Consider the following 17,855-nt stretch of genomic DNA (forward strand, 5'->3'; position numbering starts at 1 on the left):
TGATTCATTTCAATTATTGGCTGTTCTTTAAAAATTTATAGAGTTAAATTAGCGTCGTTAGCGGAAACTGCACATTCGTAAAGGTTTAGTGCAGACCGTGCCGCTAGCGACATAGTAGTAAATAATTTTTTGATTGCGTCAAAAGAAACTTTTAATTTCGATAGTAATTTATTGAATAATTGGAAGATACGGCATAACGCGTGTGGTGTAAGACCACACAATCATTCCTTGAAGATAGCTTATGAGAAATCAAAGTTATAGGGTCAAGCGAATAAGAGCATATGGTGGATGCCTAGGCAATGATAGGCGACGAAAGACGTGATAGCCTGCGATAAGCTTCGGGGAGCTGGCAAATTAGCTTTGATCCGGAGATTTCTGAATGGGGAAACCCACCCTTCGGGGTAACGCTGACTGAATACATAGGTCTGCGTGGCGAACCGGGTGAACTGAAACATCTCAGTAGCTCGAGGAAAAGACATCAACCGAGATTCCGAGAGTAGTGGCGAGCGAAATCGGAAGAGCCTGCAAGTAATAGCAAGAGTGTTAGCAAAGCAGCATGGAAAGGCTGACCATAGTGGGTGATAGTCCCGTATGCAAAAACACACTTGTGGTACTAAGCTTGCGAGAAGTAGGGCGGGACACGTGAAATCCTGTCTGAATATGGGGGGACCATCCTCCAAGGCTAAATACTCATCATTGACCGATAGTGAACTAGTACCGTGAGGGAAAGGCGAAAAGAACCCCGGGAGGGGAGTGAAATAGATCCTGAAACCGTATGCTTACAAAAAGTAGGAGCCTGGAAACGGGTGACTGCGTACCTTTTGTATAATGGGTCAGCGACTTACATTCAGTGGCAAGGTTAACCGAATAGGGAAGCCGTAGAGAAATCGAGTCCGAATAGGGCGACAGTCGCTGGGTGTAGACCCGAAACCAAGTGAGCTATCCATGGCCAGGATGAAGGTGCGGTAACACGCACTGGAGGTCCGAACCGACTAGTGTTGCAAAACTAGCGGATGAGCTGTGGATAGGGGTGAAAGGCTAAACAAACTTGGAAATAGCTGGTTCTCTCCGAAAACTATTTAGGTAGTGCCTCAAGTATTACCATCGGGGGTAGAGCACTGTTTTGGCTAGGGGGTCATGGCGACTTACCAAACCAAGGCAAACTCCGAATACCGATGAGTACAGCTTGGGAGACAGAGCACCGGGTGCTAACGTCCGGACTCAAGAGGGAAACAACCCAGACCGCCAGCTAAGGTCCCTAAAATTGGCTAAGTGGGAAACGAAGTGGGAAGGCTATAACAGTCAGGATGTTGGCTTAGAAGCAGCCATCATTTAAAGAAAGCGTAATAGCTCACTGATCGAGTCGTCCTGCGCGGAAGATGTAACGGGGCTAAGCCAGTTACCGAAGCTGCGGATGTGCAATTTATTTGTACGTGGTAGGAGAGCGTTCTGTAAGCCTGTGAAGGTGGTGGTGTAAACCCTGCTGGAGGTATCAGAAGTGCGAATGCTGACATGAGTAGCGTTAAAGGGGGTGAAAAGCCCCCTCGCCGTAAGCGCAAGGTTTTCTACGCAACGTTCATCGGCGTAGAGTGAGTCGGCCCCTAAGGCGAGGCAGAGATGCGTAGCTGATGGGAAACAGGTCAATATTCCTGTACCGATGTGTAGTGCGATGTGGGGACGGAGAAGGTTAGCTCAGCCAACTGTTGGATATGTTGGTTCAAGCCTGTAGTCATGCCTGGTAGGAAAATCCGCCGGGCTTAGATGAGGGGTGATAACGAGTGTGCTTGCACACGAAGTGAGTGATACCCTGCTTCCAGGAAAAGCCACTAAGCTTCAGCTACACACGACCGTACCGCAAACCGACACTGGTGCGCGAGATGAGTATTCTAAGGCGCTTGAGAGAACTCAGGAGAAGGAACTCGGCAAATTGACACCGTAACTTCGGAAGAAGGTGTGCCTTTGGTAGGTGAACCATTTACTTGGGGAGCCGAGAAAGGCTGCAAAAAATCGGTGGCTGCAACTGTTTATTAAAAACACAGCACTCTGCTAAGACGAAAGTCGACGTATAGGGTGTGACGCCTGCCCGGTGCTGGAAGATTAAATGATGGGGTGCAAGCTCTTGATTGAAGTCCCAGTAAACGGCGGCCGTAACTATAACGGTCCTAAGGTAGCGAAATTCCTTGTCGGGTAAGTTCCGACCTGCACGAATGGCGTAATGATGGCCACACTGTCTCCTCCTGAGACTCAGCGAAGTTGAAATGTTTGTGATGATGCAATCTCCCCGCGGAAAGACGGAAAGACCCCATGAACCTTTACTGTAGCTTTGTATTGGATTTTGAACAGACCTGTGTAGGATAGGTGGGAGGCTTTGAAGCCGGGACGCTAGTTTCGGTGGAGCCAACGTTGAAATACCACCCTGGTGTGTTTGAGGTTCTAACCTAGGTCCATTATCTGGATCGGGGACAGTGCATGGTAGGCAGTTTGACTGGGGCGGTCTCCTCCCAAAGTGTAACGGAGGAGTTCGAAGGTACGCTAGTTACGGTCGGACATCGTGACGATAGTGCAATGGCATAAGCGTGCTTAACTGCGAGACTGACAAGTCGAGCAGATGCGAAAGCAGGACATAGTGATCCGGTGGTTCTGTATGGAAGGGCCATCGCTCAACGGATAAAAGGTACTCTGGGGATAACAGGCTGATACCGCCCAAGAGTTCATATCGACGGCGGTGTTTGGCACCTCGATGTCGGCTCATCTCATCCTGGGGCTGTAGCCGGTCCCAAGGGTATGGCTGTTCGCCATTTAAAGAGGTACGTGAGCTGGGTTTAAAACGTCGTGAGACAGTTTGGTCCCTATCTTCCGTGGGCGCTGCAGATTTGAGGAAGCCTGCTCCTAGTACGAGAGGACCGGAGTGGACGAACCTCTGGTGTACCGGTTGTCACGCCAGTGGCATTGCCGGGTAGCTAAGTTCGGAAGAGATAACCGCTGAAAGCATCTAAGCGGGAAACTCGTTTCAAGATGAGATCTGCCGGGGCCTTGAGCCCCCTAAAGAGTCGTTCAAGACCAGGACGTTGATAGGCAGGGTGTGGAAGCGCAGTAATGCGTTAAGCTAACCTGTACTAATTGCTCGTGAGGCTTGACCCTATAACTTTGAAAGTCTCGAATTGATTGTGGAGACACAGGCAGTTTGTGAATCAAGGTGTTATGCCAAGTTGACGCATTCAAGAAAACAAAAAGACACGCTGTGCAGCAGGCATGGTGTGCATTTACTACGACAAAAGCTAATTTGCTCTATAGATTCGATGGGCTGAGGGTGCGCTGCTGGTTAAACCCTGGTGCGCACGGACTCAGTCGATCAAAAAGTTATGCCTGATGACCATAGCAAGTTGGTACCACTCCTTCCCATCCCGAACAGGAAAGTGAAACGACTTAGCGCCGATGATAGTGCGGATTCCCGTGTGAAAGTAGGACATCGTCAGGCTCTTATGCCTAGACTGGCCCAGTTGATCTTGTGATCGACTGGGCTTTTCTTTTTTGTGCTCTCGACATTCTGTCGACAAGCACCACCTATATATTCTATTTTTTTAACCTTGCTTAAACGTGTTGGGTTTGTTTGCGTATCCAGAACGCTCTATGAAGACTCGTGTTTCATATTGATTTGGTTTTCGCCTAATGCAGCGCAGCGCAATGCTAAGCATGTGATGTCATCTGATTGTTCTGCACCTTGTGCAAAATTTTCTACTGCTTGAAGCACTCTCATGACAGCTTCTTCTGGAGAATTACTAACATTACCTTTGAATAGATCTGCCAATCTGTTGCTGCCAAACTCATCTTCAGTGGTGTTGATTGCTTCAGTAACGCCGTCTGAATACATCAGTAGCAAATCACCTGGTTGCAACCGTGTGATTCCTTGCTTGTAAATACTCCCTTCTATAACTCCTAGAGCAATGCCTTTAGTTGGCGCTAACCATTCCACTTGTCCGTCTTGGCGAATTAGCATAGGCGGTGGGTGACCTGCGTTGATATAGTTCAGGCTGCCGTCTTTTGGGTTGTAGCGTGCAAAGAGTGTTGTGACAAACATGCAGTTTTCGTTGTCCTCGCAAAGTCCCTCGTTAACTTTTTCAACGATTGCACCTAGACCTTGCTCACTATGAATTGCAATTGTGCGCAGCAGTGTTTTCGATAGCATGCCGAATAGTCCTGCAGAAATTCCCTTGCCGCTTACGTCTGCCACCACCATGTTGCGCATGCCGTCAATTTCAAAGTGGTCATAAAAATCGCCCCCCACATCTTTCGCTGCTCGCATAGTGCCCCATAGTGAAAAGCGTGTATCTGCTGGCCAGTGTCTGGGTAATATTGATTGCTGTAGTTTGGCGGCGATATCGATTTCACGACGTAAGCTACTTAATTGTAATGATTCTCGAAAAGCCTTGGCAATTGCATCAAACCAAGGCCGCCAAGCTTGAGGCACTAATGGAATAGGCCCTGGCCTGAAGTTGGACTCGGCCACTAAATAAGCCACTAACTTAGCTGCTGGACTAACAAATTCACGTGAAGTCACTACGTAGGTCACGGCCATCAGCAATGCCAAGCCCAACAGTACAGCCAGCATATCGCCGCCACGATCAAGTAGTATTTTTTCCCAAAGTGTTATGCGGGGTACGCTAAAAACCAATTGCCAAGGTGCGGCGACAAAAGCCCTGCGCAGCACAATATCACTGCCTACTGTTGCCGTTTTTGAGTTTGGAAGCGCGTTGAGTGCGGCAATCGATGCCAAGGTTTTTGGGTTAAATGCTTGATTCCACTGCCCCGGTTCACGCACTTGTAGAGGATCTTTGAAGATTTTTGGGTTGGCCATAATTCGGCCTTCTGCATCGACCATTGAAACTGTTCCCAAGGGGTAACCAAACTCTGAATTGTCGCGATTGAGGTAGTCAAGACTGGTGTCTACCGAGATCACGCCCATGAACCGGTCTATGTCATATACCGGGGCGGAGACCGGCGCGAGTAGACCAATTTCTTCGCCCGCAAAATAAGGTTGTGACCAAAATCGCAGACGATTTGGATTGGCTTTGACTTGCGCTTGCTGCCAAGTTTCGTTAGACCAGATGGATTTTTCTAGTGGTAGCACTGCCGCGGGTTGCCAAGGTGAAATTAGCTCAAAGTGATGCACAGATACGAACCGCACACGGGCGATGTGTGGCAGGTTGAAAGTCATGGACTGGAGATTTTTGTTAAGCGCCATGGCGGTATCGACATCGCAGTAAAACTGCGCGCTGCGCTGTTTGAGCGAACCATATCCGAGTAAGTTGCCGCCGTTATCGCGGTCACTCACCTCATCACGATTAAAGCCATTCACAGTCTCGCTTAGCTCATAGCGGCTGTCCGGACTACGTTGATTAGTGCACGCCGGTTTGTCTTGAAGGTTTGCCGTTTGTGGTGTGCCGGCGATCATGCGTAACGCTTCGAGTTGTTCCGCGGAGGCCGCCAACATGAACTCCATGAACTGGCCGTGACGTTCTACATGGCCATGAATGATGTCGATTTCATCATCAAACGCTGCTGCAATTGAATGCCAAAAAAAAGTGTGATTCCTAGCAATATGCTGGCGTAGGCCGTACCGATAATTCGATTGTAATTACGAAAAAATACGGGATCGGATTGAATACTGGCTTCTTGTACGTCGCTCATGTAGTTTTTTTAATATGTCTGATTTACTGAACGCCAGATTAATGTTTCTTAATGAAACATATGTCAACTGAGTGTAGTTTGATCTAAGTATTAATGTCCACTGCGGATTGCGTATGCGTTTTATTTGCTTTTGTTATCTCGGTTAGGTCTTTTACGCTACCCAACACTTTGTAAAGGTTGTCCCTTGCTTCTGTGCCCTAGGCTGTGGATAAGCGTTGGGATAAGCGCGCAAAGTCAGGCTGGTTGCGGGCTGCTACAGATTGCTTAAAAAGAAGGCAAGAGATGTTAATCAACGTGCATCTAAAGACTATACTGTATGCATATACAGTTATTTTTCAGCATGCCGTTAACTTTTCTACATTCAGATACACCCTTGCCGCTCACCGATGCGCCGGGTTGGGTTAACGCATTACCGTGTAGTGTTGCTGCTGGTTTCCCTTCACCAGCCGAAGACCATATGGTCAAACGCATCGACTTGATGGAGCAACTTATTCGTCACCCTCAGGCGACTTTTTTACTGCGTATACGCGGCGAGTCTATGCGTGAGGCAGGTATTTTTGATAACGATGTTGTCTTGGTAGACCGTGCCATCAATCCTCGATCTGGCCATGTGGTGGTGGCCGTTGTGGACGGTGAATTTGTGTGCAAGACGCTGTGGCAACGCGCTGGCCGCATCAAGCTCAAAGCCGCTAATCCAACCTTTGCCGACATCAGCCCAAAAGAAGGTCAAATGGTAGAGGTCTGGGGTGTGGTGGTCGCCGCGATCAAGCAGTTTCCCATCTGAGGCTAGCCGTGTACGCCTTGGTTGACGGTAACAATTTTTATGCCTCTTGCGAACGCGTCTTTCGCCCCAGTCTGAACGCTCTGCCGCTGGTGGTGTTGTCCAACAATGATGGCTGTGCAATTGCGCGTTCTAACGAGGCCAAGGCTTTAGGTATCAAAATGGGCGCGCCGTGGTTCGAGATACGCCACTTCGTTGAGAGCCACGGCCTAGTCGCGCTGTCGGCCAATTTTGCGCTATATGGTGATTTGTCGGACCGCATGATGAGCGTAGCCGCTGGCCTTGGCCATCGCCAAGAGGTCTATTCCATAGATGAGTCTTTTGTTGACCTCAGCGGCATACGCGGTGACCACACTGAGCGCAGTCGCAAGGTGCGCCAACGCATCTTGCAATGGGTAGGTATTCCTTGCGGCATAGGGATTGGCCAGACTAAAACGCTGGCTAAGCTGGCTAACTTCATCGCCAAAACGGCTGAGCGCAAACCCGGCAGTTATCCGGCGCAATATGCACAAGTTTGTAATCTAGGTGCTCTGAGTCAAGCTGAGCTATATGCATTGCTAGGCGCGACCCCAGTTGGCGAGGTCTGGGGAGTAGGCCGGCGCTTGGGTGCTCAGTTAAAAGAGGGCGGTATAGCGACTGTGCTGGATTTGGCGCGTATGGATCCGGCCAATGTCAGGCGGCGCTGGTCGGTCGTACTAGAGCGCACTGTGCGTGAGCTTCAAGGCATGGCCTGCATAGGCCTAGATGATCAACCCACTGCCAAGCACGAGATCGCTTGTACGCGTAGCTTTGGCGCACCGGTCAGTGAGCGTGATGACTTGCGCGAGGCTGTAACCGAATTTGCCAGTCGTGCGGCGGAAAAACTGCGTCGCCAGGCCAGTCGCACGGCCCGATTACTGGTCTATATCCGTACCAGTCCGTTTCGAGCGCAGGACAAACAGTATTCACGCTCCATCGTCGTGCCCTTGCGTCGGCCCAGCGATGACAGCCGGGCGATTGTGCAAGCCGCGCTCAGTGGGCTGGATAGGATTTTTCTGCCTGGCTACCTTTATGCCAAGGCCGGTGTGATGCTGTTGGACTTGCATGAGGCGAGTCAGTGTCAAGGCGAGCTTAGCTTGGATGATGATGAGCCTGCCGTCTCTGCCCATCGTTTGATGCCAGTGTTGGATGCGCTCAACCAGCGTTACGGGCGTGGATCCATGTTGTTAGCGAGCAGTGGATTAGCTGGTTCGCAGCGCGTTTGGAGCATGCGCCAGCAGCGCAAAACGCCAGGCTACACCACCTGCTGGGCGGACCTACCCGTAGCCCGGACTTAGTGCTCGAAAAGGCGATAGGTTTTATGTGCTTTGGCTAGGTTTAAAAGTAAGATCAGTTCCAGATTTTGACTTGATTGACTTAAATACCTCGCGTGCCCATCCCAAGATATTGTCGCGCGCCCAAAACTGCTGCATGCGTTCTATATAAAGCCAAGCTTCATACCGGCCGCCTACCAGCACGCCGTATTCACCATCAGGCTTGACGGCTTTAGGTGGTATTTTTTGCAGCAACATTCTGAGCAAAGTCGGATGCTCGATCTTTGCTAGAAACAGCAGTTGTGCGGCTCGTTGGTAATCACCTAGACCAAAAGTGGCCAATACGATGTTGAGTTTGAGCACTGGATTCATATCATCCGGGTATTGCGTTTGCAGCGCCAACACGTCGTGCCAGCGCTCATACCGCACATAGGCGCAAGACAAGTCACCACGCAGACCGTGGTTGTCATTCGGGTTTAACTCAAACACCAGCCAATGCGCCAGCGCCATAAAGCGTTCCCAGTTGTCCGCTTTCTGGCACAGAAAAGCTAGATGCACGACGCTGCGCAGCATAGGCCGGTGGCTAGCGATCATCCACGGACACTGCACCGCTCCACCGGAACCCGCACCGGCTTCTAATGTCAGGCGCAACTGCTCGGCCACGCGTTCGGCCATGGGTACGAGCAAACGCTGCTCAACCCCGGCCCAGGGAACTGTGTCTAAGGCCATCACTAGGTCGTCCAGTACATCAAAGCTGAACCATAAATCAGGATTTTTTTGCAGTAAATCTAGCCATTTTGGTGCCGTATCCCAGACATCATCCGCGTGGTTTTGCACACGGCTTAAGTCGGGTTTTGTTTGATAGAAAACATCGCGCCAGTCGGCTTCTAGACATCGCAAACTCGTATCTGGCTCAAAGTCTGCGGCCATGCGCTGATCTTTGCCTTCGCTGTCTGGCTGGATCATTAGCTCGAAACTATGGCGTAGTTTGGGTGCGGGTGCGGCCATGAAAAGCGCATGCAGGCGTTGCAGGTCTTGATTGGCTGAAGTGGCAATGCCCATCATGCCAAGGTGTGGATCGTTGGCGATTTCGTGCAAGTTGTCTACTAAGCGCTGGAGTTCTGGGTCGCGCTGCAGACCTAAAAAGTTTGCCCACCAGGCCGCGCGCGACTTGGCTTCGTCTATGCGCTTTTCGCTCATGAGTATGGTGATTTCTAGAAAACTAAGCGCCGGATCATTCGGGTTTGCGTGGCTTGCCTGCACAAAAGATGACCAAGCTCCCGCATAGTCGCCGCGATCGGCTTGCATGGTGGTCAGGCGCTGCAATGCATCGCTTTGTAGGGCTGAGTCGCCGCGCTTTAAAAGCGTTTGAATAAGTTTTTCGCGCTTGGCCTTACGACCCAGTTCTTGCCACGCACTCATCAACTGATCAAACAGTGGCGAGAGCTCAACGGACAGCGGCCCAGTGCCCAAAAAATACGGCTCAAGCAGAGCGCACACACGAAGTGCATCACCGTTTTCAAGCCACTGCGCAGCGGTGTCTGTGACCGCATCAATCTCAGCTTGAGTGGTGCAAACTTCTTTTAATCGCGATAGTGGATAAGAGTCTAAAACGTAGCGCAACAAATTTATATCGCCAAAAAGAGGCGGCATGGACGGTGAGCCGCAGCAATTGCGGTGAAGTTTTCCCGAGCCGCAGGCGCAGCTCTCGTTCGCCGCTTGCCTAGGCTTGGCTTGGGCGCGTAGTCCGTTAGCCGGCATAGGTAAATCTGCATACATCGCGGTGGCCGCCGTGGCTAAAAAAATATTCACTTCCTCAGGGTCGGGCGGTAACTGCTCAAGTAAAAAAGGCACTAACGCGGGCAGTGTGACTTTAAACCACCGGGTAAAGCGCTCCGGTGTTTGATTAAGAAACGCCTGACGACCGGTGAGCTGTAAAAATATTTCAAGCTGACTTTGAAAGTCTAAGGATTCAAAGCTGTCCATAGGTAAATTATTTTTGGTTAAATTTAAAGACGGGGCAAAGGTGTAATCAGTAACTGGCGCGGCCACCTGAAATATCAAACACCGCGCCGGTACTAAAAGCGCAGTCAGCAGACGCCAGCCAGCAAATCAGTGAGGCCGCCTCATCGACTTGTAGAAAACGCGCCATAGGAATTTTCGACAGCATGAAGTCGATGTGCTCTTGCTTCATGCTTTCAAACAGAGCAGTTTTGGCTGCGGCCGGCGTGACTGCGTTGACTAAAATTCCGCTGGTCGCCAGCTCTTTTCCAAGGGACTTGGTCAGGCCAATTAAGGCTGCCTTAGAGGCACTGTAATGCGAGGCATTGGGGTTTCCCTCTTTGCCAGCAATCGAGGCAATATTCACTATCCGGCCATAACCGTTTTCCAGCATATGCGGCACGATGGCGCGGCAAGTTAAGAACGGCCCCATCAGATTAACTTCAATCACCCGGCGCCAGACCGCAGGGTCTAGCGCCCATGTCGGGCCGTTGCCGCCGGTAATGCCGGCGTTGTTGACCAAAATATCTATGCGCCCATGGGCCTCGATAGTGGCAAGGCTTGCCGCTTGTACCGAGGCTTCATCGGTGAGTTCGACCAGTACGGTACTGACTTGAGCTTGATCTGAAATCGCCGATAGTGCGCTAGCAGCTTCCTGTAGCTTGGTCGCGTTTACGTCCCACAAGGCAAGCGACGCGCCCGAGGCCAGCATGCGTTCTGCGCAAGCAAAGCCAATGCCTTGCGCACCACCGGTGATGACGGCGACTCTGCCTTTTAGATCGAGTTGATTCATTTGTGGGTTCGGTTAAGGCGGTCTCTGCGCTTTGGTGTTTTTGAGATGAGGACTTTTTATCGTAACCTTTTTTTTCATTGCCTCCAGCCGCGCAGCGCTTGTGGCGTTAGGCCGCACGATGGCGTGACGACAAAAAATAAGCGCAATGTGGAGACGGATTTTGAGTCTTCACGAATCCTGAAGACCGAAAAAATCTCCAGAACAGAAAGGTGTCTAAGCTGTCGAGCAAGGTGCAAACATATCGGATGTAGCTTGCTTAGATGATCACTCGATTTCAAGCACCACATTACCAGCGACTGCGCCTTGCTCAACGCTCTGATGAGCCTTGACGACATCGGCCAGTGCAACCGTGCTGGCGATATTGTGGCGCAGCGTGCCAGCTGCCAGCCATTCGCTGAGCTGACTAACTGCCATGCTGCGGTTAGCCGGGGATAGTTCATAGACGATGAAAAAATTCATGTGTATGTTTTTAATGATGGATGGCAAAAACGGAACCGCTATTTCAGCCTTGCCGCTACCGTATATCGCCATACAACCATTGGGTTTTAGTACCGCTTGATCGAGAGCGATATTCGCCGCTAGGTCTACTTCTACAATGCGGTCCAAGCCTTCGCCGCCGCTCGCTTCTAGGCACAGCGCTGTCGTGTCTTGGGTTTTGTAATTGATGACGGTGTCTGCGCCAGCGTCGCGCGCCAGTTTGGCTTTGACATCGCTGCTGACCGTCGCCACCACATGTTTTGCACCCAGTAGTTTTGCCATTTGCACCGCGTAGTGACCGACCGATCCAGCGCCACCGGCAATCAGCACGCTTTGGCCTTGAACGCCACCGGCCATTTGCAGCGCGTGCAAAGCGGTCAGTGCGGGAATGCCTAAGCAGGCACCGGCTTGCATTGAAACGCCTTCGGGCAGTAGCACGGCTTGCGCCTCGGGCAACACCACATATTGCGCTGCCGTGCCATGAGCGCGCTTCCAAGCGGCGTTCCAAACCCAAACACGCTCGCCAATGCGATTGGCATTCACGTCTGTGCCGACTTCATCGATATGGCCTGCGCCATCACTGTGCGGAATCACGCGCTCATACGGCATACCGCGTGAGCCAGCGCGAGACTTCACATCGGATGGATTAACACCCGAAAAAACCAGCTTGACGCGAACCTCGCCCGGCCCGGGCACAGGTGTTGGAAGTTCACCGAATTCAAGCACTTGATCGGCGGCACCTAGACTTTTGTAACTGGCTGCGAGCATGAAAATCTTTCTGTAGTCTGCGTTTTTTAAGCGAGAAGTTTTGTCAAGAGAAAATAGTAAATCATGACACAGCGCAGCAGTCGTTGCTAAGTGAGTGCTGGCATTGATCCGCTGGTGTTGCTGTCGAATACGAGTGCTGGCATTGATCGGCTAGTGCGACAGTGAGATTCACCGCTGATTGAGGATTAACCAAGCGTTTCTTTGGAGGCGGCAATAGCGCCAGTTTAGCGCCAGTTTAGCGCCAGTTTAGCGCCGCTTTAGCGGCGGCCCTAAACAAACTAAAGATTAAAGCGTATTAGCCGCGTGGCTCGCTCATCAGTCCTTTGACCACTGCAACCGTGGCGACCAACAGCACAATGGTGAAGGGTAAACCGGTCGAGACCGCCATGGCTTGCAAGGCTACTAAGCCGCCGCCCAGAATCAAAGCAATCGCCACCAAGCCTTCAAATAAACACCAAAAAACGCGCTGTGGTGTGGGTGCATCGACCTTGCCGCCAGCGGCAATCACGTCAATCACCAGCGAACCAGAGTCAGACGAAGTCACGAAGAAAACCACCACCAGCACGATAGCGATAAAGGATGAAATCTGTGCAAAAGGCAGTGCGTCCAGCATGAGGAAAATCTGTAACGGCAATGCAGCGTTAGCCGCGGCTTGATAGCCGTCAGCAACCAGTTGCGTGATGGCGGTTCCGCCAAACACCGTCATCCACAAAATGCAAGCTAAGGAAGGAACGATGAGCACCGAAATCAGAAATTCACGAACCGTGCGACCACGTGATACGCGTGCGATGAACATGCCCACGAATGGCGACCAGGAAATCCACCAAGCCCAGTAAAAAGCGGTCCAACCCTGAGAGTAATTAGCATCTGGGCGGCCAAACGGGTTTGCCAATGCAGGCAAGTATTGAACATAGGCGCCAATGTTGCTGAAAAATCCGGTAACAATCGCTAGCGTCGGGCCGACCAAAATCACAAACACCAGCAGCAATGCTGCCAGCATCATATTGATTTCGGACAAGCGTTTGACACCGGCATCTAGTCCAGCCAGTACTGAGGTCAACGCAATTGCTGTGATACCAATGACCAGCACAATTTGTGTGGTGCTGCCAAGCGGTATGTCAAACAGATAGTGCAGGCCGGCTGCGGCTTGCGACGCGCCCAGTCCGAGTGAAGTAGCCAGACCAAACATGGTCGACAAAATCGCCAATATATCGATGACGTGACCTGGCCATCCCCAGATTCGCTCACCTAACAAGGGGTAAAAAACTGAGCGTATGGTTAGAGGCAAACCTTTGTTATAGGAGAATAGCGCCAGACCTAGCGCCAAAATCGCATAAATGGCCCAAGGATGTAGACCCCAGTGGTAGATGGTCGCGGCCATCGCTAAGCGCTGCGCGCCCACTGCGTCACCGACTGCGCCGCCCAATGGCGCCCAGTCTGTGCGCACACCATCCTCCATAGTCACACCGCCCATGGCGGTACCGAAATGTGTCAACGGCTCAGAGACGCCGTAGAACATCAAGCCAATGCCCATGCCCGCAGCAAATAGCATAGAGAACCAGGCCGTATAGCTGTAATCAGGCGTGGCTTTGGTGCCGCCAAGGCGAACCTTGCCCAGTGGGGAAATTGCCAGTGCGATACATGCCAGTACAAGAATATTGCCGGCGCTGATGAAGAACCAATCCATATTCGTCGTAATCCAGCTGAGTACGCTGGCAAAAATGGGTTCGACGCTATTTTTGAAAGTCAGTGTCATCACCACAAAAGCGATGATGGCTAGTGCTGAGATGGCGAACACCGGGTTGTGAATGTCTAGGCCAAGCGGACCAAACTTGGCCACGATGTTGTCTTGACCAACCTCGTAGTCTGTCTGGATGGGATTGACCTTCCCCTCCGGCGCCATAGGGTCGTGTTTATCGTTCAATATGGATTCTCCTCATCGATTAAGGTGGACTGAAAAAGCAGCTGTATGAGTAGGGCGCGATGTGTTGCGCAGGCAGGCTTTTTAATAAGTGGTGACCATAACACAGTGGTGTTTTTTGTTACTTTTAAGTTTATATGTAAGTTATTAGCGTATTTACGATTTTTTTATCGTTTTTAGATTCAGATCATGAGATTAAATTTGTTGCCGTTTTTAACCCTGATAGGATTTATTGCTCGGGTTTGCCCGATAGGAGTCGCGCAGACCCGCTTCACAGCTTGCGTTCTTCAGCTGCATAGCAGCTGTCCCAATGGTTTTCGGGTAATTGCCGATGTCAAAAGCTCACGGGTTGGCAGTTAGAACTCGATTAAAGTGCCAGTTGATGGTATTTTTCAATTCCTGCATTTGTCCATCCCCCATTTCTGTCTAGGCCAACGTGAAGTCTTTCTTTTTATATTTCGTCACCGCACTGGCAGAAATACTCGGCTGCTTCTTACCTTACCTGTGGTTAAAACAAGGCGCGTCGGTCTGGCTACTCATACCTGCAGCGATTAGCTTGACCGTGTTTGTCTGGCTGCTGACGCTGCACGATGCGCCATCCGGTCGGGTTTACGCGGCCTATGGCGGTGTCTACATCACAACGGCTGTTAGCTGGTTGTGGTTGATCGACAAAATTAAGCCGTCAGCGTGGGATGTAGCGGGCTGTGCTTTGGCGCTGCTTGGCGTGGCTGTGATCGTCTTACAGCCGCGTTAGGCGGCAGCATGAGACTAAACACCAAAGTCTCAAGAAATTGCTAATTGAGCCAACACAGTGGCTAGGGTTTGTTCCAGTTGGGTTTAGATCAGATGACCGGTCTTGACCAAAATCAAGCAGCCTTCACTGCTAAACGGCTTGTGCTGGCTTAAATGCGGGCTGCGCATCCAGCTGCCGGCTGGAAAGTCGCCATGCTCGTCCGAGAAAACGCCTTCGACAACAAAGATTTCTTCCCCACCGAAATGTCGGTGCGGATTAAAGAAAGTCTCCGGCGCCCAGCGCACCATGGCCGTGTGTTGGCTGCCAAATTCAGTGAGCGGTAATACTGTCAGCCCTTGAACCATGCCTTCAAACCACTGCGCGCTGCGCGTGTTGATGACTACCCGTTGGCTATCTTCTGGGTCCATTTGACGCAGTCTGACGAAGAGCGTGCAGCCCTGTTTAGAAAAAGGTGCGTGACTTGAACCTGGTGGATTTTTGATGTAGGTGCCAGCTGGGTAGTCGCCCGCTGCGTCGGACAAACTGCCTTCGAGTACAAAAATTTCTTCGCCTAATCCGTGTTGGTGATCTGCAAAGCTGGCGCCAGGCAGGTACTTCACGACGGAGGTTGCTTTGGCCACTTCGCCGCCATCGCGTGCCAAAACTCTGCGTTTGACCATGGGGGAGGGCGAGTCAAGCCAAGGCAGTTGCTCACTTTGAACCACTACGCGCAGCGACACATCAGCGTTGAGCTGGGTCGCTTGCATGTTGGCAGTTTGGCTCATGAATTGTCTTCTAAGGGCGTTGCCGGTTTGGAGGTGGAAAGGTTTTCTTGCTCGTCGGCCGGGCGGGACATTTTCTCGCCGTCCCACTGCTGGCCACACCAGCACAAACCGTCGGCATTTATAAGGCAGGTGCCGGTGCCGCAGCAGCGCTCGTCTTCTTCCATAATTTTGTCCTTGTTAAGGCTTAGATTTTTACCTGCCATCGGCTTTGTTGCTGACAGCGGGTTAATTTAAGTGAGTTTGCGTTAATCGTGGCAGTAGCGTTGGCTTAACGTTTTGAAAATCAGTTTGCCTTCGGGGGTCTCGTCATCAAGCGCAACTTCTTGTTTAGCGCCCACCATAAAGCCTTGCGGCGGTAAGTTAGAGCGGCTGAGCAAGCCGCAAACCGTGCCATTTTTGTAGCGTATGACTTGGGTAAATACCAAGTCTTGCGCACCACCGAGATGGCGGCTGAGCACTGACTCGTAGCTAGACGCAACGTTTTTTCCCAGCGTGAAAAATCCGACTAGCAAAACAATCAACGCCGCTAAAAACCATTTCCAAGCGTTTGTCTTCATAAAACCTTGACCAGAACATTGCAAAAAAACACGTCAGTTGACGCATTCCGTACTTGAATAAAATCTTTGTGCGCTTAACCAACGCGGCCAAAGCAAAAGCCCAATATATCATTGCGCAATAACCTAAAGCCCTAGACTTTCCCCTCACATTTCAAGCGCATGAACCCACTTACTTTTCAATTCGAATACCCGCGTGTGTTGAGCATTGCAGGCTCTGACAGCAGCGGCGGTGCTGGCATACAGGCAGACCTCAAAACCATTGCTGCGCTGGGCTGCTACGGCGCGACCGCAATTACCGCATTGACTGCGCAAAACACGCTGGGTGTGCTCTCAATCCATGCGATCCCGCCACAAATGTTGACCGATCAAATAGATGCAGTGGTGAGTGATTTAGGTGTTGATGCAGTCAAGATAGGCATGCTGCATGCGCCCGATATTGTGCTGGCGGTAGCAGCGGCGATTGACCGGCATAGTCTTAAAAATGTGGTGTTAGACCCGGTCATGGTGGCCACTAGCGGTGCGGTGCTGATAGACCATCCGGCTATCGCTGCACTGGTGCGCGAACTATTTGGCCGTGCCATGTTGGTCACACCCAACTTAGATGAGGCTGCGTTGTTAGTGGCTAGGCCCTTGGTCAGCGAGCAAGACATGCTGGGCGCGGCGCAGCAACTACTGGAGATGGGCGCCCAAGCCGTGTTGCTTAAAGGCGGCCATCTGCCGGGTGATCAGGTCAGCGATTTGCTGCTCACGCCGGGCGAGCCGCCGCATTGGTTGCGCGGCCAGCGTATTGCCAGCGCAAATACCCACGGCACGGGCTGCACACTGTCTTCGGCGATTGCAGCGCAGCTGGCGCTGGGTTTGGATTTACGTACGGCGGTGCATGCAGCACGTGACTATGTAAGGGCTGCCATTGCTGCTGGGGCGGTAGTGCGCACCGGTGCCGGTAGTGGGCCGCTAAATCATGGGTTTGCGCCCCAGCTTATGCGGCTAAAACGCTTGGATACAGGCTTGATTTCAGGTCTGGATTCGGTCTAGCCAGCGCTGGTGGCATAGCGCTAGTCGACCGTTTGACAATGAAGTCTCGCCAACGCTAAAGTTAGCCTGCTAGGCCTACATAAATTTCTTGCACATCCTCGTTGGCATCTATCGCCGCCAAAAAGGCCTCGACTTCTTCTAAATGCTCCGGGCTCAGGTCGGCGGGATTGACTGGATTTTTTGCCTTATAGCCCAGCTTCATGGACAGCACATTAAAACCCTGAGCCGGTAGTGCGCGGCTCACCAAATCCAGATCGGCTGGCTCGGTCAAAAACAGTGTGTTGCCATCTTCACCGGGCTCCAAGTCTTGAGCGCCAGCCTCAATCGCTGCGCTGTCGGCGTCAGCGTCGGGGTTGAGCGGTGCCGCTTCTATCATGCCTATGTGGTCGAAATCCCAAGCGACCGAGCCCGAGGTACCCAACTGGCCCTTGCGGAACAACACCCGCATCTCAGGTGCGGTGCGTTTGACGTTATCGGTCAAGCATTCCACCATCACTGCTACTTGATGGGGTGCAAAGCCTTCGTAGATGACGCGTTCAAAGTGAACCGCATCATCCGTCAAGCCAGCACCTTTTTTTAGCGCTCTATCCAATGTTTCTTTCGGCATAGAGACTTTGCGAGCTTGCTCCACCACCAGTCGCAGGCGGGAATTCAGCGCTGGGTCAGCGCCGCTGCGCGCGGCAATCATGATGTCTTTAACCAGTTTGCCAAAAATTTTGCCCTTGGCACTGGCTGCTAAATCCTTGCCCTTTGCTTTCCATTGCGCGCCCATTGGTATTCCTTCGCTGATTGCTTTTTTTTACGAGTGGTTTGAGCTTGCACCGTCTGTGCAAACCGATCAGGCGTAATTTTATACACCTGATCAGCCTGGCACTGTGCGTGCGCATTTCCCGCTCAGTTTTACAGCGCCGAATGATGGCGGAACACGGCTGAAAAGACGTTACTTTTTTTGCTTCGATGAGCTCTCCTCATTCAATTTCCAATATTTAAATGACCGATTGCAAGTAGCTAAAACTGGCTATAG

General features: G+C 51.5%; 14 protein-coding genes and 2 rRNA genes. 6 read left to right on the top strand and 10 right to left on the bottom strand.

Annotated elements, in window-relative coordinates; translation table 11 throughout:
* Positions 1 to 261 precede the first annotated feature (261 nt).
* Both HC248_RS07350 and rrf read left to right on the top strand, forming a co-directional pair.
* Positions 262 to 3,141, top strand: a 23S ribosomal RNA gene (locus tag HC248_RS07350).
* Between the two features lie 224 nt (positions 3,142 to 3,365).
* Positions 3,366 to 3,478: ribosomal RNA gene (rrf, locus tag HC248_RS07355) — 5S ribosomal RNA — on the top strand.
* A gap of 150 nt (positions 3,479 to 3,628) precedes the next feature.
* On the opposite strand, the gene HC248_RS07360 is transcribed toward rrf, so the two are convergent.
* A complete protein-coding gene (locus HC248_RS07360) occupies positions 3,629 to 5,491 on the bottom strand; it encodes a SpoIIE family protein phosphatase (RefSeq protein WP_168921927.1) in 1,863 nt (620 codons plus the stop codon).
* A gap of 26 nt (positions 5,492 to 5,517) precedes the next feature.
* Positions 5,518 to 5,688 carry a hypothetical protein gene (locus HC248_RS07365; protein ID WP_168921928.1) on the bottom strand — a complete coding sequence of 57 codons (171 nt, stop codon included), beginning with the start codon at positions 5,686 to 5,688 and terminating at the stop codon, positions 5,518 to 5,520.
* Between the two features lie 316 nt (positions 5,689 to 6,004).
* On the opposite strand from HC248_RS07365, the gene HC248_RS07370 reads away from it, so the two are divergent.
* Together HC248_RS07370 and HC248_RS07375 are read left to right on the top strand one after the other, a co-directional pair.
* The gene (locus HC248_RS07370) at positions 6,005 to 6,472 is read left to right on the top strand and encodes a LexA family protein (protein WP_238342755.1); all 468 of its coding nucleotides are present in this window, start codon (positions 6,005 to 6,007) and stop codon (positions 6,470 to 6,472) included.
* Positions 6,473 to 6,480: 8 nt separating this feature from the next.
* The gene (locus tag HC248_RS07375; RefSeq protein ID WP_168921929.1) at positions 6,481 to 7,785 is read left to right on the top strand and encodes a Y-family DNA polymerase; all 1,305 of its coding nucleotides are present in this window, start codon (positions 6,481 to 6,483) and stop codon (positions 7,783 to 7,785) included.
* Between the two features lie 21 nt (positions 7,786 to 7,806).
* Here HC248_RS07375 and HC248_RS07380 read toward each other — a convergent pair whose 3' ends face one another.
* From HC248_RS07380 to HC248_RS07395, 4 genes are all read right to left on the bottom strand, one after another.
* On the bottom strand, positions 7,807 to 9,747 hold the full coding sequence (locus tag HC248_RS07380; RefSeq protein ID WP_168921930.1) for a YecA family protein: 1,941 nt from the start codon (positions 9,745 to 9,747) through the stop codon (positions 7,807 to 7,809).
* 46 nt (positions 9,748 to 9,793) lie between these two features.
* Positions 9,794 to 10,555: an SDR family NAD(P)-dependent oxidoreductase gene (locus tag HC248_RS07385; RefSeq protein ID WP_168921931.1), complete on the bottom strand. Its 762-nt coding sequence runs from the start codon at positions 10,553 to 10,555 to the stop codon at positions 9,794 to 9,796.
* Between the two features lie 264 nt (positions 10,556 to 10,819).
* Complete coding sequence (locus HC248_RS07390) at positions 10,820 to 11,800, bottom strand: NADPH:quinone reductase (protein ID WP_168921932.1); 981 nt, start codon at positions 11,798 to 11,800, stop codon at positions 10,820 to 10,822.
* A gap of 295 nt (positions 11,801 to 12,095) precedes the next feature.
* On the bottom strand, positions 12,096 to 13,724 hold the full coding sequence (locus HC248_RS07395; RefSeq protein WP_168921933.1) for a BCCT family transporter: 1,629 nt from the start codon (positions 13,722 to 13,724) through the stop codon (positions 12,096 to 12,098).
* 433 nt (positions 13,725 to 14,157) lie between these two features.
* Between HC248_RS07395 and HC248_RS07400 the strand changes: the two genes are divergently transcribed.
* Positions 14,158 to 14,475, top strand: a complete 318-nt coding sequence (locus tag HC248_RS07400) for a YnfA family protein (protein WP_168921934.1) — start codon at positions 14,158 to 14,160, stop codon at positions 14,473 to 14,475.
* An 83-nt stretch (positions 14,476 to 14,558) separates the two neighbouring features.
* On the opposite strand, the gene HC248_RS07405 is transcribed toward HC248_RS07400, so the two are convergent.
* The 3 genes from HC248_RS07405 to HC248_RS07415 form a co-directional block, all read right to left on the bottom strand.
* Complete coding sequence (locus HC248_RS07405; protein ID WP_238342756.1) at positions 14,559 to 15,239, bottom strand: cupin domain-containing protein; 681 nt, start codon at positions 15,237 to 15,239, stop codon at positions 14,559 to 14,561.
* The gene (locus HC248_RS07410; RefSeq protein ID WP_168920680.1) at positions 15,236 to 15,403 is read right to left on the bottom strand and encodes a hypothetical protein; all 168 of its coding nucleotides are present in this window, start codon (positions 15,401 to 15,403) and stop codon (positions 15,236 to 15,238) included. The genes HC248_RS07405 and HC248_RS07410 overlap by 4 nt, the downstream gene beginning before the upstream one ends.
* An 81-nt stretch (positions 15,404 to 15,484) precedes the next feature.
* Positions 15,485 to 15,796 carry a hypothetical protein gene (locus tag HC248_RS07415; protein ID WP_168921935.1) on the bottom strand — a complete coding sequence of 104 codons (312 nt, stop codon included), beginning with the start codon at positions 15,794 to 15,796 and terminating at the stop codon, positions 15,485 to 15,487.
* A 159-nt stretch (positions 15,797 to 15,955) separates the two neighbouring features.
* Here HC248_RS07415 and thiD point away from each other — a divergent pair, with 159 nt between their 5' ends.
* Positions 15,956 to 16,831, top strand: a complete 876-nt coding sequence (gene thiD, locus HC248_RS07420; protein WP_168921936.1) for a bifunctional hydroxymethylpyrimidine kinase/phosphomethylpyrimidine kinase — start codon at positions 15,956 to 15,958, stop codon at positions 16,829 to 16,831.
* A gap of 61 nt (positions 16,832 to 16,892) precedes the next feature.
* On the opposite strand, the gene HC248_RS07425 is transcribed toward thiD, so the two are convergent.
* Positions 16,893 to 17,603, bottom strand: coding sequence for a YebC/PmpR family DNA-binding transcriptional regulator (locus HC248_RS07425; RefSeq protein ID WP_168921937.1), 711 nt, complete (start codon positions 17,601 to 17,603; stop codon positions 16,893 to 16,895).
* Positions 17,604 to 17,855: the final 252 nt, after the last annotated feature.

The organism is Polaromonas vacuolata (assembly GCF_012584515.1).
Taxonomy (GTDB): Bacteria; Pseudomonadota; Gammaproteobacteria; order Burkholderiales; family Burkholderiaceae_C; genus Polaromonas; species Polaromonas vacuolata.

Bases quoted from the DNA above. Each gene is read 5' to 3' on its own strand.
- HC248_RS07360 (WP_168921927.1), bottom strand. From the start codon at position 5,491: ATGTTGGCGGCCTCCGCGGAACAACTCGAAGCGTTACGCATGATCGCC.
- HC248_RS07365 (WP_168921928.1), bottom strand. From the start codon at position 5,688: ATGAGCGACGTACAAGAAGCCAGTATTCAATCCGATCCCGTATTTTTT.
- HC248_RS07370 (WP_238342755.1), top strand. From the start codon at position 6,005: ATGCATATACAGTTATTTTTCAGCATGCCGTTAACTTTTCTACATTCA.
- HC248_RS07380 (WP_168921930.1), bottom strand. From the start codon at position 9,747: ATGGACAGCTTTGAATCCTTAGACTTTCAAAGTCAGCTTGAAATATTT.
- HC248_RS07385 (WP_168921931.1), bottom strand. From the start codon at position 10,555: ATGAATCAACTCGATCTAAAAGGCAGAGTCGCCGTCATCACCGGTGGT.
- HC248_RS07390 (WP_168921932.1), bottom strand. From the start codon at position 11,800: ATGCTCGCAGCCAGTTACAAAAGTCTAGGTGCCGCCGATCAAGTGCTT.
- HC248_RS07405 (WP_238342756.1), bottom strand. From the start codon at position 15,239: ATGAGCCAAACTGCCAACATGCAAGCGACCCAGCTCAACGCTGATGTG.
- HC248_RS07410 (WP_168920680.1), bottom strand. From the start codon at position 15,403: ATGGAAGAAGACGAGCGCTGCTGCGGCACCGGCACCTGCCTTATAAAT.
- HC248_RS07415 (WP_168921935.1), bottom strand. From the start codon at position 15,796: ATGAAGACAAACGCTTGGAAATGGTTTTTAGCGGCGTTGATTGTTTTG.
- thiD (WP_168921936.1), top strand. From the start codon at position 15,956: ATGAACCCACTTACTTTTCAATTCGAATACCCGCGTGTGTTGAGCATT.
- HC248_RS07425 (WP_168921937.1), bottom strand. From the start codon at position 17,603: ATGGGCGCGCAATGGAAAGCAAAGGGCAAGGATTTAGCAGCCAGTGCC.